At 69.8% G+C, this 14198-nt stretch carries 15 protein-coding genes; 6 read left to right on the forward strand and 9 right to left on the reverse strand.

The features are described from left to right. The first annotated feature begins 203 nt into the window (after positions 1-203). Both ACFV9C_RS10685 and ACFV9C_RS10690 read left to right on the forward strand, forming a co-directional pair. Positions 204-425, forward strand: a complete 222-nt coding sequence (locus ACFV9C_RS10685) for a hypothetical protein (protein ID WP_380192512.1) — start codon at positions 204-206, stop codon at positions 423-425. Next, the gene (locus ACFV9C_RS10690) at positions 422-703 is read left to right on the forward strand and encodes a hypothetical protein (RefSeq protein ID WP_380192514.1); all 282 of its coding nucleotides are present in this window, start codon (positions 422-424) and stop codon (positions 701-703) included. Before ACFV9C_RS10685 ends, ACFV9C_RS10690 begins: the two co-directional genes overlap by 4 nt. Before the next feature lie 13 nt (positions 704-716). Here ACFV9C_RS10690 and ACFV9C_RS10695 read toward each other — a convergent pair whose 3' ends face one another. Together ACFV9C_RS10695 and ACFV9C_RS10700 are read right to left on the reverse strand one after the other, a co-directional pair. Continuing rightward, positions 717-1391, reverse strand: a complete 675-nt coding sequence (locus ACFV9C_RS10695; protein WP_380192516.1) for a class I SAM-dependent methyltransferase — start codon at positions 1389-1391, stop codon at positions 717-719. Further along, on the reverse strand, positions 1384-2946 hold the full coding sequence (locus ACFV9C_RS10700) for an ATP-dependent DNA ligase (protein ID WP_380192518.1): 1563 nt from the start codon (positions 2944-2946) through the stop codon (positions 1384-1386). The genes ACFV9C_RS10695 and ACFV9C_RS10700 overlap by 8 nt, the downstream gene beginning before the upstream one ends. Positions 2947-3052: 106 nt before the next feature. On the opposite strand from ACFV9C_RS10700, the gene ACFV9C_RS10705 reads away from it, so the two are divergent. Then, the gene (locus tag ACFV9C_RS10705; RefSeq protein WP_380192520.1) at positions 3053-3961 is read left to right on the forward strand and encodes a hypothetical protein; all 909 of its coding nucleotides are present in this window, start codon (positions 3053-3055) and stop codon (positions 3959-3961) included. Between the two features lie 2 nt (positions 3962-3963). Continuing rightward, positions 3964-4878: a hypothetical protein gene (locus ACFV9C_RS10710; RefSeq protein WP_380192522.1), complete on the forward strand. Its 915-nt coding sequence runs from the start codon at positions 3964-3966 to the stop codon at positions 4876-4878. Between the two features lie 3 nt (positions 4879-4881). Here ACFV9C_RS10710 and ACFV9C_RS10715 read toward each other — a convergent pair whose 3' ends face one another. Beyond that, entirely contained in the window at positions 4882-5838 is a 957-nt protein-coding gene (locus tag ACFV9C_RS10715; protein WP_380192524.1) for a Dyp-type peroxidase, read from the reverse strand. Between the two features lie 46 nt (positions 5839-5884). Here ACFV9C_RS10715 and ACFV9C_RS10720 point away from each other — a divergent pair, with 46 nt between their 5' ends. Next, positions 5885-6997: a CPBP family intramembrane glutamic endopeptidase gene (locus tag ACFV9C_RS10720; RefSeq protein WP_380192526.1), complete on the forward strand. Its 1113-nt coding sequence runs from the start codon at positions 5885-5887 to the stop codon at positions 6995-6997. A 44-nt stretch (positions 6998-7041) separates the two neighbouring features. Further along, positions 7042-7758: an HAD family hydrolase gene (locus ACFV9C_RS10725; RefSeq protein WP_380192528.1), complete on the forward strand. Its 717-nt coding sequence runs from the start codon at positions 7042-7044 to the stop codon at positions 7756-7758. Between the two features lie 64 nt (positions 7759-7822). On the opposite strand, the gene ACFV9C_RS10730 is transcribed toward ACFV9C_RS10725, so the two are convergent. From ACFV9C_RS10730 to ACFV9C_RS10755, 6 genes are all read right to left on the reverse strand, one after another. Next, a complete protein-coding gene (locus ACFV9C_RS10730) occupies positions 7823-8782 on the reverse strand; it encodes an RNA polymerase sigma factor RpoD/SigA (RefSeq protein WP_380192529.1) in 960 nt (319 codons plus the stop codon). 181 nt (positions 8783-8963) lie between these two features. Beyond that, the gene (locus tag ACFV9C_RS10735) at positions 8964-11045 is read right to left on the reverse strand and encodes a S9 family peptidase (RefSeq protein WP_380192530.1); all 2082 of its coding nucleotides are present in this window, start codon (positions 11043-11045) and stop codon (positions 8964-8966) included. A gap of 56 nt (positions 11046-11101) precedes the next feature. Then, entirely contained in the window at positions 11102-12241 is a 1140-nt protein-coding gene (locus ACFV9C_RS10740; protein ID WP_380192532.1) for an ABC transporter substrate-binding protein, read from the reverse strand. 62 nt (positions 12242-12303) lie between these two features. Continuing rightward, the gene (gene xth / locus ACFV9C_RS10745) at positions 12304-13107 is read right to left on the reverse strand and encodes an exodeoxyribonuclease III (protein WP_380192534.1); all 804 of its coding nucleotides are present in this window, start codon (positions 13105-13107) and stop codon (positions 12304-12306) included. 10 nt (positions 13108-13117) lie between these two features. Next, positions 13118-13582: a hypothetical protein gene (locus ACFV9C_RS10750; RefSeq protein ID WP_380192535.1), complete on the reverse strand. Its 465-nt coding sequence runs from the start codon at positions 13580-13582 to the stop codon at positions 13118-13120. Between the two features lies 1 nt (position 13583). After that, positions 13584-14171 (reverse strand): TetR/AcrR family transcriptional regulator, encoded by a 588-nt coding sequence (locus ACFV9C_RS10755; protein WP_380192537.1) that lies wholly within the window; start codon positions 14169-14171, stop codon positions 13584-13586. Positions 14172-14198: the final 27 nt, after the last annotated feature.

Below are 14198 nucleotides of genomic sequence, written 5' to 3' on the forward strand. Positions count from 1 at the left end.
ACTCTACATCATTTTCGAACACCTGTTCCCATCGATTCGAGCCCTCCCGAGCGGTACGGTTCGCCAAGCTGGGCGGGTAAAGTGGAGTTCTTCGGAGCGATGGCATTCCAGTTGGCGTGTCGGGAACCCCCGCAGCCCGTTTGAGGCGATGCCAGATGCCCGTCCGACCCTTCGTCCCGAGCGGCCCGTCAGGGCGCTCCGTCGTGGATCACGACCTCGCGCAACTCTTCGCCGCGGTTGTCTCGGCCCGGGTGGCCGATCGTCAGGCCCGCGGCCGGCTGCGGTGGGACGGCCCGTTCCGGAGCGACGCCTATCGCCTCGCCTCGTCGCTGCGTGCCTATGCCAGCGCGCTCGAGTCCTATCGGCTGCCGGTGCCACCGGTGATTCGCGACGAGCTTCGGCTGCGCAGTGGGTTGCCGTTGTGAGCGGCGAACAGCAGGTCCGGAGCCTGGCCGCCCAGGCGGACTGGACCCTGCGCGGCTTCTCGCTGCCGGGGCACGTTCTCGTGCTGACGGCGGCAGGCTGGCGCCGGGGCTGGCTGATCGCTCGCGAGAACAGTTCCAGCGGCTGGATCGGCCTCGTTCAGTACGAGGTCGACGGCGCCGAGATCACCGAGTACCTGTCCGCGGACCACATCGCGTCGCCGGACCTCTGGCTCTCGGCCGATCCGGCATCGGAGCGCTCTGTCGGCACCGAAGGCTGACCGACCCTCGCCGTCAGTCGCGGAGGTACTCGGCGCGCCAGCGGAGGATGGTGGGGTCGCTGCGGCTGGGGGCCTGGTCCAGCTGGATGAGGTGAAGGTCAGGGGCGGTGAAGGATCGGATCGTGGCGCGGGTGAGGGGCCAGGGCGGACCTTGGAGGGTGGCGTCGGGCTGGTCGTCGGGGCGGGCGGCGGCGATGACGAGGAGGGTGCCGCCGGGGGCTACCAGGTCGGTGACGTGGGCGATGGCGTCGGACTGGAGCGGGATGGGGAGAGCCTGGACGGTGTAGATCTCCACCACCAGGTCGAACGCGTGGTGCCAGTCCGCGGGCGGGTTCAGGAGGTCGGCGACGACGTAGTGCGCCCTGGAGGCCGGGTGGTTGCGGTGCGCGGTCTCGATCGCGCTGGGGGAGATGTCGAACGCGGTCGTGTCGTACCCGCGGTCCACGATCAGCTCGGCGTCCCAGCCGGTGCCGGCGCCGACGACCACCGCGGTCTTGCCGGTGCCGTCGGGCCCGGACTCGGCGATCCAGTCCGCGAGCAGCTGATGCGCCGTACCGCGGTCCCACGGGACGACCGCCTCGCCGTCGGCCGCGGCGGCGTACAGGTTCTCGAACCAGCCGGTCGGGTCGTCCCGGTCGAGCGCCTCGCGGGCGATCCGCCGGGTCACGACGTCGGGGTCCTCAGTCATCCATGCGCTCCTCGATCTCGACTACAGGTTCAGGTCCGGTGTGGATCGACCGTACTGTCTGCACGGTGTCGACCTGGTCCGGCCGCTTGTCCTCGCGGTAACGGATCACCCGGGCGAACCGCAGCGCCATCCCGGCCGGGTACCGCGGTGACGTCTGCACCCCGTCGAACGCGATCTCGACCACCACTTCAGGCTTGATGTACACGACCCAGTCGTCCTGTCGTACGGCGAGCTCCTGGAACCGCTCCGTCTGCCACCGGAGCAGCTCGTCGGTCAGCCCCTTGAAGGTCTTCCCGAGCATCACGAACTCACCGGTCGTCTCGTCCCGCGCCGCGAGGTGCAGGTTCGACAGCCAGCCCTTCCGCCGCCCGTGGCCCCACTCCGCCGCGAGCACCAGCAGGTCGAGGGTGAACGTCTGCTTGACCTTCACCCATCCGGACCCGCGCCGACCGGCCTCGTACGGAACGGTCAACGACTTCACCACGACACCCTCGTGCCCCCGCCGTACGGCGTCCTCGAAGAACGCCTGGCCCGCCTCCGCGTCGGACGTCACGAGCCGCGGGATCCGGCGGTCCTCGGCCAGCAGCTTCGAGAGCCACTGGTGCCGGGTCGCTCCGTCGAGCCCGAGCAGGTCCTGGCCGTCGAGATGCAGGATGTCGAAGAAGTACGGCGTCAAGGGCACCGCCTCCGGCCCCGTCGCCGCGCGCGTGGCCGTCCGCGACCCGGTCACCTGGAACGGCTCCGGCCGCCCGTCCGCCCGCAGCGCGATCAGCTCACCGTCGAGCACGACCTGCTGCGCGTCCAACGCGAGCACGGCCGTCACCACCTCGGGCACCCGCCCGGTGATGTCGTCCAGGGTCCGCGTGTAGACCACGACGCGGTCGCCGTCCCGGTGCGCCTGGATCCGGATGCCGTCGAGCTTCCACTCCAGCGCCGCCGGCGTACCGGTCTTCTCCAACGCCTCCGCGACCGTGGTCGCCGACTGCGCGAGCATCGGCTGCACCCCGCGCCCGACCTCGAGCCCGAACCGCGCCAGCCCCGCCTCGCCCTCGGTCAGTACGGCGACCGCGACCGGAGCGGTCGCTCCGCGCAGCATCGCCGCGGCCCGGATCCTGTCCAGCGGAATCCCGGTCGCCCGCGCGACCGCGTCCGCCATCACGCCGTCCAGCGCGCCCTGCCGCAGCTCACCGCCGACCAGCAGCCGGAGGAACCGCTGCTCGTCCTCGGTCGCACGCTCGAACAAGGCGTCCACCGCGGCCCGGCGGCGCGCCTGCACGCCCGCGCCCGACATCTCGGCCAGCTCCGCGAACGCCGCGTCCACCTCGGTCACGGTCAACGACGGCTCCGCGGCCGGTGCCGGAGCCTCCGTCAACGTCCGCCAGCCCACCCCGGTACGCCGCTGCCGCAGCTCGCCGGACAGGTACGTCACGACGACCTCGATCTCGGCCGGTTCGGTGGCCTCGGACAACAATCCGGCGATGAACCCGGCCTTCTGCAGCCGCGACCGGGTCCCGGCCAGCGCCGCCGAGGTCTCGACCAGCTTGATCAGCAACATGTCCCAAGTGTCCCTCGACCCACCGACAGTCGGGGAGCCGCAACTTTCCGCCAGTGGCGTGCATCGAGCTGAGGAACGCGCTAGCCGCCCGAGGGGGATCATCACGATGCACCGACGTACCGCCGCAGCCGCGCTGCTGACAGCCGGCCTGCTGGCTCCGCTACCCGCCAACGCACAACCGACGAACACCACGCAGGCCACAGCCGCGTGCGAAATGAGTCTGGGCTCCGTGAACGCCGCCGGCGATCACACCGGCCAGGGCATCACGGCCGGCTCCCCACCGACCGCGTCGACGAAGCAGATCGAGGCCGCGAAACGCTTCGGGCCCGGCCTGACCCGGCTGCACAGCACCTGGGTGATCGAGCCCGAGGTCCCGGATGACTTGGCCCACTACGGAGAGGTCGTGCTCGGCTCGACCTTGTACTCGGCCATCTACCGCACCGGCGCGGTTCCGTCCGACAAGGTCACGTTCAGCCGGGTCGGTGGCGGCTGGGACAAGTTCACGTACTTCGAGGAGTCGACCTACGACGAAGGCGCGGCCGCGAACTTCGCGCACACGCACTTCTACGGCCTGCGCAACGACGGCACGCTGTTCCGCTGGCGCGACGGATGGAAGGCTGACGGCTCGTATCCGGGCTTCAGCGCTGTCAAGACGATGACGCTGATCAGCCAGACCCGGACGTACGACACCTTCCTCGCGAACACCCGAGGCGGCGCGCTCTACACGATCCGCATCCCGGTGTCGTCGCCGATGAAGCCGATCGTGAAGCAGGTGCGCACCCGTACGTGGCAGGGCTTCGAGAGCCTCGTCGCGGAACGCTGCGGGCAGTACGGCGTACTCCTGCTCGGCATCGACAAGGACACCAAGGCCGGCTACCTGTACGCCGTCGGCCACGCGAACGGCACGTCGACGGTGATCAACAGCCTCGGCAAGGTGCCCACCACGTTCGGCGACCAGACCTACTTCCGCTGGACCGCCGTGCCGTGGGCCAACCCACCGCTGAACGGGGAATGACCATGCGACGTGCAACCGCACTGGCCGCGGGCCTCGCGCTGACGCTGCCGCTGCTGACCGGCATGGGTACGGCGTCCGCGGCGCCGACCGCCAATGCCTGCTACATCCAGTCCGGCGGGATCACCTCCGACAACAACACCGTCGACCGGTACGTCAACGCGACGAAGCCGATCTCCGTGAAGCCGGTGGACGTGATGGCGCAGAACCCGTTCGGCGGCCGGGCCATCTCACTCAGCAGCCAGTGGACCTGGGACGACGACTTCGGCGACCAGACCTCGCTGGACGGGCACGTCGTCAGCGGCGGCGTGATGTACCAGGCACACCAGTGGGTGCAGAAGGGGACCGGCGGCAAGGTCGCCAGCAGCAGCCTGACCCGGATCGGGAGCGGCTGGGGCGTCTTCAAGACCCTGACGCACTCCTGGTCCCTGGACGACCCCAACTCGCGGATGTACGCGCTGCGCAACGACGGCGTGCTCTTCCGCTGGAACCTGAACCCGGTGAACGGCGGCCCCGAGCACTGGGAGGCCGCCGGTTCCTCCCCAGGCTTCTCGGCGGTCAAGGCGATCACCTTGCTCAGCCGTACGGCGACGTACGACACGCTGCTCGCCACAACCCGGGGCGGCGCGCTCTACACGATCCACATCCCGCTGAGCAATCCGCTGAAGCCGGTCGTGAAGCAGGTCCGGTCGCGAACCTGGCAGGGCTTCGAGACGCTGGAGACCGCCCGCTGCGGCAACTACGGCACCTTGCTGCTCGGCATCGACAAGGACGCGAAGGCGGGCTATCTGTACGCCGTTGGGCACGCCAACGGTACGGCCACCGTGATCAACGCGCTCGGCAAGGTGCCGGCGACGTTCGGGGACAAGCTCGACTTCAGCTGGGGCAGTGTGGTCGACGCGCCGCTGTTCGGCGAGTAGCACTCACGGCGCCGGCGGAAGTTCGTCCAGGAACTCCGCCGGCGGCGTGAAGTACAGGCTGCCGGTGACCGCGGTGGAGAAGTCCAGCAGCCGGTCGTGGTTGCCCTCCGGTACGCCGATGAACATCCGCCGGAGCATCAGCTCGGTGACCGCCGGGGTCTTCGCGTAGCCGATGAAGTACGTGCCGAACTCCTGCGCGCCGACAGCACCGAACGGCATGTTGTCGCGCAGGATCTGCAGCTCGTTGCCGTCCTCGTCCTCGACCACGTTCAGCACGATGTGCGCGTTGCCGGGCTTCTTGGCGTCGTCCATCTCGATGTCGTCGAGCTTGCTGCGGCCGACCGCGAGTTCCTGCTGCTCGACGGTGAGCGAGTTCCACGCCTTCAGGTCGTGCAGGTACTTCTGCACGATCACGTAGCTGCCGCCGCGGAAGTCCGGGTCCTCGTCGCCGACCAGGACGGCGTCCCGGGCCTCGGCGCCGGTCGGGTTCTCGGTGCCGTCGACGAACCCGAGCAGGTCGCGCATCTCGAAGTACTTGAAGCCGTGCACCTCGTCGACGACAGTCGCGGCGCCGTCGAGCGCGTTCATGATCTGCGCGGCGAGCTCGAAGCACTGGTCCTGGTGGGCGGCCCGGATGTGGAACAGCAGGTCGCCGGGTGTCGACGGCGCGTGGTGCGTCCGGCCCTTGAGCTCGACGAACGGGTGCAGCTCGGCCGGGCGGGGGCCGCTGAACAGCCGGTCCCAGGCGTCCGACCCGATGCCGGTCACGCAGGAAAGCTTGCCCGCCGGGACGCGGAAGCCGACGGAGCGCACCAGACCGCTGAGGCGCTCGAGCAGGTCCCGGGCGCGGTCCTCGCCGCCCGGCTGGATCTCCACCACGAGGAAGATGGCCGAGCCGCTCAGTGGCATCAGCACGGACTGCGGCAGCGCGTCCGTCTCCCGATCCGGTTCCGTACCCACCGTGCTCTCCCTCCGTCCAGTTGGCCCGATCTTCTAGAGTCCAGTCATGGACCCGCAACAGCCCGGGCCGTCTCCGCAACCGGGCCCATACTCCCAGCCGGGGCACCAGCCACCTCCGCCGGGGCCGTACCTGCAGCCCTACGCGCAGCCCTACTCCCAGCCGTACGGTCATACGGGCGCGCCGTACCCGTACCGTGAGCCGCGCGTGGTCCCGGCGCTTCCCGGTACGCCGTACCACCGGCTGGCGCGGACGCCGAAGCACACCTGGTGGCGCCCGATCCTCGGCACGGTGCTGCTCACCGCGACGGCGTTCATCGTCATGTTGTCCCTGGCGGTCGCCTGGCTGCTCGTGCACGAGTTCGTGGCCGGACCGTTCCCGGCGCCGAAGGGCGCCGACATCTTCCCGAGCGACACCGAGAACCTGGCGCTCTCGCTCGTACTGCTGGCCGTCCTGACGCCGCTCGTCGGCCTGGCCGCGTGGATGGTGCAGCGGCGGCCGTTCTGGAGCGTCGCCTCGGTGCTGAACCGGATCCGCTGGCGCTGGCTGCTCTGGTGCTGCGTGCCGGCGCTCGGGTACGTCGTGCTGTCGTACCTGATGGGCCTGCTCGTCGACGCGGTGTTCCCGCCGCAGGACGCGATCGGCGACGAGGGCGGGTCGTGGATCGGCTTCGGGGCGTTCGTCGTACCGGCGCTGCTGATCCTGGTGCTGGTGCCGTTCCAGTCGGCGGCGGAGGAGTTCGTGTTCCGCGGCTGGGTGATCCAGGCGATCGGGGCGTACGGGCCGGACAGCGTGGAGGGCCGGGCGTCGTGGCTGCGGCGGGTCTTCCGGTCGCCGTGGCCCGGGATCGTGGTCGGTGGGGCCGCGTTCGTGTCGGCGCACGGGTACACCGGGTGGGCGATGGCGGATGTGTTCCTGTTCGCGGTGACGGTCGGCTGGTTGACGGTCCGGACCGGGGGACTGGAGTCGGGGATCGCGCTGCACGCGACGAACAACCTGGTCGCGTTCTTGTTGCCGTTGGCAATGGGTCACGGCAGTGAGTGGAACCAGCAGGGCGGCGCGCCGTGGACGCTGCTCGTGTCCGACGCGATCTGCCTCGGGGCGTATGCCTTCGCGGTCACCTGGCTGGCGCGGCGGCGCGAGGTCAACAGGTTCAGCTGAAAAGGACGCGAGAACTGTCGGTGCGCTCTGGCAGGCTTTGCCAGGTGACGAACGTGAAGATCGAGGCCGTGCTGTTCGACTGGGGCGGCACGCTGGCAACCTGGCACGACATCTCCCTGCACGACACCTGGCGGGCGGTGGCCACCGTGCTCGACGAGGCGAACGCCGACGAGCTGGCGGCCAAGCTGGTCGCGGCCGAGGGCTCCGTGTGGCGGCGGTCCCGGGACGAGCATCGCAGCGCCACGTTCGACGAGGTGTGCGCGCTGGCCGAGATCGCGATGACCCCGGACGGCCTCGCGGAGTACGAGCGCCAGTGGGACCCGCACACTGTCCTCGAGCCGGACGCGGTCGAGACGCTGCACGCGCTCCGGGCCGGCGGGCTCAAGCTCGGCGTACTGTCGAACACGATCTGGCCGCGCCGGCGGCACGAGCAGATCTTCGCGCGGGACGGCGTACTCGAGCTGTTCGACGGGGCCGTCTACACCAGCGAGATCGCGCACACCAAGCCGCACCCGGAGGCGTTCCTGGCGGCGATGGCGGCGGTCGGGGTGTCCGATCCGTCCCGGTGCCTGTTCGTCGGCGACCGGCTGTTCGACGACGTCTGGGGCGCGCAGAACGCCGGCATGCGCGCCGCGCACCTGCCGCACAGCGCGATCCCGCGCGAGCAGATCGGCCACACGGAGGGGACGCCGGACGCCACCGTCCAGCGCCTGTCCGAGCTGCCGACGTTGATCGACTCCTGGAACTCGGCGGCCGCCTGACAACCGAAAGGACCCCCGGGCCAGATCGTGGCCCAGGGGTCCTGAGGGGTTTCGGGGTGAGGTACTACGCGGCGAGGGTCGGGTCTGCCATCAGGCGCAGGCGGCCCAGCGCCTCACGCTCGATCTGGCGCACCCGCTCCGCCGAGATGCCGTGCACCGCGCCGATGTCGGCCAGCTTCGCCTGGCGGCCGTCGTGCAGGCCGTACCGGCGCCGGATCACGTCCGCCGACCGCGGGTCGAGCTGGTCGACCAGGCTGAACAGGCCCGAACGGTCCGACGCGTCGGCGACCAACTGGTCCGGACCCGGCGCGGTCTCGGCCGCGATCAGGTCGCCCAGCGAGGTCTCACCCTCGTCGTCGACCGGGCTGTTCAGGCTGATGTGGTCCCGGCCGATGCGGATCAGTTCGGTGACCCGCTCCACCTCCAGACCCAGCTCCGCCGCGATCTCGTCGATCTCCGGCTCCCGCCCGAGCTTGCGCTCCAGCGTGCGCCGTGCCGACCCGATCTGGTTCAGCTGCTCCACCACGTGCACCGGCAGCCGGACCACCCGGGCCTGCTGCGCGATACCGCGGGTGATCGCCTGCCGCACCCACCAGGTCGCGTACGTCGAGAACTTGAAACCCTTCCGGTAGTCGAACTTCTCCACCGCCCGGATCAGCCCCGTGTTGCCCTCCTGGACCAGGTCCAGCAGCGGCATCTGGGACCGCCCGTAGCGGCGCGCGATCGACACCACGAGCCGGAGGTTCGCGGTCACGAACCGCTGCTGAGCGCGCCGGCCCTCGTCGGCCAGCCACTCCAGCTCTTCCTCCGTCGCATATTTGGGCGCTCCGCCCTTCTTCCGTCCAACCCGCCCCTCGGCCAGCAGTTGCTCCGCCAGGAGTCCTGCCTCGACCGTCTCAGCGAGCTCGACCTCTTCCTCAGCCGTCAGCAAAGGCGTGCGCGCGATCTCCTCAAGGTAGAGGCCAACGCTGTCCTTGCCGTCGATACCGTCGTCCGTGCTGCGGACACGAGCCATGCGAGCCACCGAAACTCCCTTCGTCGTTACATGGAGAGCAACGCTCGAGTAGGGTTCAAGATTCCGGTACCAGTGTGTAAACACCCTGAAGGTTCCCTGAGAGTTCCTGGCAGCAATTCCTCATTGCGCGCACCGCCGCCCCTTGATGTGTTGCACAACACACATCAAGGGGCGGTAAATTCCCGCTTTTTCAGCTCAGGCCGAGGGTGTCGAGTTCCCAGGCCAGCGAGAACGCGACCTCGCGCCAGGCGTCGTACCGCCCGCTGCGGCCGCCGTGCCCCGCCTCCATCTCGGTCTTCAGCAGGACCGCGGATTCACCGGTCGCGGTCGCCCGGAGTTTCGCCACCCACTTCGCCGGCTCGACGTACAACACCCGGGTGTCGTTCAGGCTGGTGATCGCCAGGATGGCCGGATAGTGCTGCGCGGTGACGTTTTCGTACGGCGAGTAGGACTTCATGTACGCGTACACCTCGGGGTCCGCGAGCGGATTGCCCCATTCCTCCCACTCGATCACGGTGAGCGGCAGCGACGGGTCCAGAATCGTGGTCAGCGCGTCCACGAACGGGACCTCGGCGACGATTCCGGCAAACGCTTCCGGGGCCAGGTTCGCGACCGCGCCCATCAGCAGGCCGCCGGCGCTGCCGCCCTGCGCGACGAGCCGTTCCGGCCTGGTCCAGCCGGCCCGCACCAGGTGCTCGGCGGCTGCGACGAAGTCGGTGAACGTGTTCCGCTTGGTGAGCATCTTGCCGTTGTCGTACCAGTGCCGGCCGAGCTCGCCGCCGCCGCGGACGTGCGCGATCGCGAACACCACGCCGCGGTCCAGCAGCGACAGCCGCGGGATCGAGAACCAGGGGTCCATCGAGCTCTCGTACGAGCCGTACCCGTACAGCACGACCGGCGCGTTCCCGTCCTTCGCGACGTCCTTGCGCGCGACCATCGAGATCGGCACCTCGGTCCCGTCCGGCGCGGTCGCCCACTCGCGGTACTGCGTGTACTCGCTCAGGTCGACGCCGCCGAGCACGGGCTGCTGCTTCAGCAGTCGCCGTTCGCCGGTCGCCACGTCCACGTCGTACGTCGAGCCGGGCGTCACGAGCGACGTGTAGCCGAACCGGTACCGGGTGTCCTGCCACTCGTCGTTCCGTCCGGGCGACACGGTGTAGATCGGCTCGTCGAACTCCAGCGCCTCCGGGGCGCCGAAGGTGCCGCCGGTACGACGCATGATCGCGAGCTCGGTGAGCGCGTTCCGGCGGCGGTACAGGATGACGTGGTCGGCGAACGCGTCGGCGCCGAGCAGCCGGCTGGTCTCGTCGCCCTCGATCAACGTCGTCCAGTCGGCGGGGGAGTCCAGCGGCGCGGAGGCCAGCGAGAAGTTCGCGGCCTCGGCGTTGTGCGTGATCAGCAGCTGGTCGCCAGCGTGCTCCACGTCGTACTCGACGCCCTCGCGGCGCGGCGCCACGACGACCGGTTGCCCGGCCGGGTTTTGCGCGTCGAGCAGCCAGACCTCGCTGGTCAGCTTGCTGCCGAGCGCGATCAGGATCGCCCGCTCGTTGCGGGTCAGGTCGACGCCGATCCAGAACCGCTCGTCCGGCTCCTCCATCACGAGGACGTCGTCCGTCGTACCGAGGGTGTGCCGCCAGACCTGGAACGGGCGCCAGGCGTCGTCGACCTTGGTGTAGAACAGCGTGGAGTTGTCCGCGGACCACGCGGAGCCGTAGTGCACGTCGGGCAGCTCGTCCGGGAGCAGCTCACCGGTGCTCAGGTCCTTGATCCGTAGCGTGAACCGCTCGTCGCCCTTGACGTCCACGGAGTACGCGAGCAGCCGGCCGTCGGGGGAGACGTCGACGGTGCCGAGCGAGAAGAACTCCGAGTCGCCCGCGACCTCGTTGCCGTCCAGCATCACCTCTTCGCCGGCGATCGCCCCGTCGGTCGCGGGCGGCTGGTCGCCGTCGGCCCGCACCCGGCAGTGCAGCGCGTACTGCTGTCCCTCGATCGTGCGCGAGTAGTACCAGTACCCGCCGCGGCGGGCGGGCACGCTCAGGTCGGTCTGCAGCGTGCGGTCCGAGATCTCCTTGAAGATTGCCTCACGCAACGATTCCTGGTGCGCCGTACGCGCCTCGGTGTAGGCGTTCTCGGCCCGCAGGTACGCCAGTACCTCGTCGTCTTCCTTGTCCCGCAACCACTCGTACTCGTCGACGAACGTGTCACCGTGGTGCGTCCGTTCCACCGGCTTCCGCGCCGCAGTCGGCGGCGTCACAGGAGAGTTCTCAGCCATGCGGCGAGACTACCCGCGCCACCAGACGACCGGTGAACCGCCGCGAACAACCCACTTCAGATGGTGGGCGGTCGGGCCGCCGTGCTCTCACCGCCGGCGTGCAGGATCCGGAAGGTATCGGGTTCCGCCGGATCTCGATCGGCGACCTGGATCGGCGTACCGGCCCATTGCCAAACACTGATGCCTGGCGTGCGGGAGAACTGGATCCGCCCACGAGTGCCCTCGACGGCAACGTGCGGCCAGAAGCCGGCAATGCGCGCCCGGCCCGCGCCCTGAGAACGCAGTACGTCGGCGAGTACGGCGACCGTGTCGTAGCCCTCGAAGGCGACGAAGGAGGGCGCTCCGCCGAGCCGTTCGCGGAGCGCGGTCCCGACTCGTGCACCGAGCGGCCCGAGGCGCTCGGGCAGGTAGCGCAGGAACGGGATCGCGGCGCCGTGATCGCCGAGCAACGCCGCCCATTCGGTGAACTCCGGTTGCCCTGCCGGAGCACCCAGCATGACCTCGGCGAGGCGCTGGTCGCGGCGAACCGCCTTGACGATCGGCACGGCCGGCTCCGGATGGCCGACCAGCAGAAGGAGGGCCGTCGCCCCCTGAGCGGCGAGCTCGTCGCACAGCTCTGCGGGGGTGAGCGCGCTCATGTCGAGTTCGATGACAGCGCCGCCACGTCGCGCGAGGCTGTCCCGCAGGACGCGGGTCCCGGACGCCCAGTAGACGGTCGGCTGGGTAGCTACCGCGATTCGGCGGTGGCCCGCGCGGAGGAGGAAGTCGGCGTAGAGCTGCCACCCGCGGGACTGCGGTGGGGCGAGGCGCGCGACCCAGTCCGTTGGTTGTTCGGTGAGCGCGTCGAGAACCGCCGACGAGCAGAGAAACGGCAGCCTGAGGGCGTCGGCCCTGGCGGCAGCGGTGCGCGCCACGACACTGTGATATTCCCCGGCCAAGGCCGCCACGCCCAGGCCGGCCAATTCGTCCACGGCCGCCGCGGCCTTCTGTGGATCAGCGGCGGTGTCGCGGACGACCAGCTCGAGTGGTCGTCCGGCGATCCCGCCGGCGTCATTGACTTCGCGGGCGGCCAGCTCGAGCCCAGCGAGCAGATGCCGCCCTGCCTCGACCCAGCCGGGCCGGGTGAGCGGAACCAGAGCGCCGATTCGCACTGATGATCCGTCGGTCCGCTCGCTCGCAGCCGGTGGCGTGTTCATGCGTTGGCGTCCTCTCCCTCGTCAGACCTCGAACGCTCACACTAGGTGGGCCAGGGGGTCGGTCACACGGCGTACGTCGCGACGACCGGGGCGTGGTCGCTCCAGCGTTCGGCGTACGTCGGGGCGCGGTGGACGACGCAGTTCTTCGCGGTGGCGGCGAATTCGGGGGAGGCGATCTGGTAGTCGATCCGCCAGCCGGCGTCGTTGTCGAAGGCCTTGCCGCGCCAGGACCACCACGAGTACGGGCCGGGGCCGTCGCCGCCGAACCTGCGGCCGAGGTCGACCCAGCCGGCGTCGAACAGGCGGTCCAGCCAGGCGCGTTCCTCGGGCAGGAAGCCACTCTTCTTCCGGTTCGCCTTCCAGGCCTTCAGGTCTTCCTCGCGGTGCGCGATGTTCAGGTCGCCGCACATCACCACGTGCCGGCCGTCGGCGCGCAGCTCGGCCAGCCGTGCGGTGATCGCGTCCAGGAACGCGTACTTCTCCTCCTGCCGCGGCGGCGTCTCGAACTCGCCGGTGAATACGTACGTACTGACCGCCGTCAGCATCGACCCGTCGTCGAGCACCACGTCCGCCTCGACCCACCGGCCGGTGCCGTCGAACCGTTCCGGCCCGATCTCGCCGCGCTCGCCCTTGACCGGCCGCCGGGTCGCCACCGCGACACCGGCGCGGCCCTTGTGCCTGTCGATCGCCGGCTCGGCGTGCGCGATGTTCCAGTCGCCGCCGAGCAGGTCGCGCAGTACGTCGTCCGGCGCGCGGACTTCCTGCATCAGCAACAGGTCCGGGTCGACGTCCTGCAACCACGGCCCCATCCCGCGCCGGAAGGCGGCCCTGATCCCGTTCACGTTCACCGTGGCAACCGTCAGCACGGCTGGCACCTTACCCTGCGTGATGACCGGGCTTGACCACCATCAGGACCAGCACGACCAGCCAGAGCAGCGCGAAGATACCGGACGTCATCGACAGCAGCTTCGCCTTGGGCAGTACGCCGGCTCGCTCCTCCCGCGTACCGCCGGCGACGGCCAGCACAGCCGACTGGGCCGGCACCACGAGGTATGCGAGCACCAGCGCGGCGGCCAGCGTCAGAACGATCGAGATGATCAGCCACGCCTCGCCCATCACGTGCATGCTGCCCGCGAGCGCGAATCCGAACAGCGGGACCGCGAGGCTCGCCCACGCGTACACCTGGGTGATCCGGTGCAGCACCTGCAGGCCGCCCGCGTCCGGCGTCTCGGCGGTCAGCATCTTCTTCACCAGCGGCGGGAACATGCTGGCCGCGATCGTGATCGGGCCGACGGTGAGGATCGCGGCGAGAATGTGGACGATCAGGAAGAACTTGTTCATCTCACTCTTCTGTCGTAGAGAGAATGGCGTCCAGCGATCGCTCGCACAGGTGCTCGAGAGCCTCCGGCGCGACGGTCGGGTCGTCGATCCAGACCAGCAGGGTCTGTTCGACGTAACCCTGCCAGCCGTGGCAGGCGAGCTCGACGACGGGGGTGACCTCGATGCCACGCTCGGCGACCGCGCCGATCACCCACTGGCTGAACACCCGCCGCAGCTCGGAGTGCAGTGCCCGGATCTCGGGGTCGCCGGCCGCGGACATCAGCAGCGTCGCGCGGTACAGCTGCGGCGCCTCGAGGACGGCGCGGACGAACGCGCGGATGCCGGCGCGGAGCTGCTCGTCCGGCGGCAGCGACGGGTCCGGGGCGGTCCGCAGCATGACCTCGGCGGCCGCCTCCTCGATGACGGCGTACTGGAACTTCTTCTTCGAGCCGAAGTAGTGGAACAGCAGCGCGGGGGAGACGCCGGCCTCGGCGGCGACCAGCTCGACGGTGAGTTCCCGGTGCGGGTCCGCCAGCAGCACCCGGCGGGCGGCCTCGAGGATCTGCGTACGCCGCTGGTCCGGGCGCAGGCGGGAAGTGGTCCGGCTCATAGCGGACAGTCTATTGAGTAAATGGTC

Source organism: Kribbella sp. NPDC059898 (assembly GCF_042730855.1).
GTDB lineage: Bacteria > Actinomycetota > Actinomycetes > Propionibacteriales > Kribbellaceae > Kribbella.

What these genes read in the sequence shown, in the direction of transcription:
- ACFV9C_RS10755 (WP_380192537.1), bottom strand. Translation starts at nt 14,171, where the DNA reads ATGAGCCGGACCACTTCCCGCCTGCGCCCGGACCAGCGGCGTACGCAG.
- ACFV9C_RS10705 (WP_380192520.1), top strand. Translation starts at nt 3,053, where the DNA reads ATGCACCGACGTACCGCCGCAGCCGCGCTGCTGACAGCCGGCCTGCTG.
- ACFV9C_RS10695 (WP_380192516.1), bottom strand. Translation starts at nt 1,391, where the DNA reads ATGACTGAGGACCCCGACGTCGTGACCCGGCGGATCGCCCGCGAGGCG.
- ACFV9C_RS10700 (WP_380192518.1), bottom strand. Translation starts at nt 2,946, where the DNA reads ATGTTGCTGATCAAGCTGGTCGAGACCTCGGCGGCGCTGGCCGGGACC.
- ACFV9C_RS10720 (WP_380192526.1), top strand. Translation starts at nt 5,885, where the DNA reads ATGGACCCGCAACAGCCCGGGCCGTCTCCGCAACCGGGCCCATACTCC.
- ACFV9C_RS10710 (WP_380192522.1), top strand. Translation starts at nt 3,964, where the DNA reads ATGCGACGTGCAACCGCACTGGCCGCGGGCCTCGCGCTGACGCTGCCG.
- ACFV9C_RS10750 (WP_380192535.1), bottom strand. Translation starts at nt 13,582, where the DNA reads ATGAACAAGTTCTTCCTGATCGTCCACATTCTCGCCGCGATCCTCACC.
- ACFV9C_RS10735 (WP_380192530.1), bottom strand. Translation starts at nt 11,045, where the DNA reads ATGGCTGAGAACTCTCCTGTGACGCCGCCGACTGCGGCGCGGAAGCCG.
- ACFV9C_RS10740 (WP_380192532.1), bottom strand. Translation starts at nt 12,241, where the DNA reads ATGAACACGCCACCGGCTGCGAGCGAGCGGACCGACGGATCATCAGTG.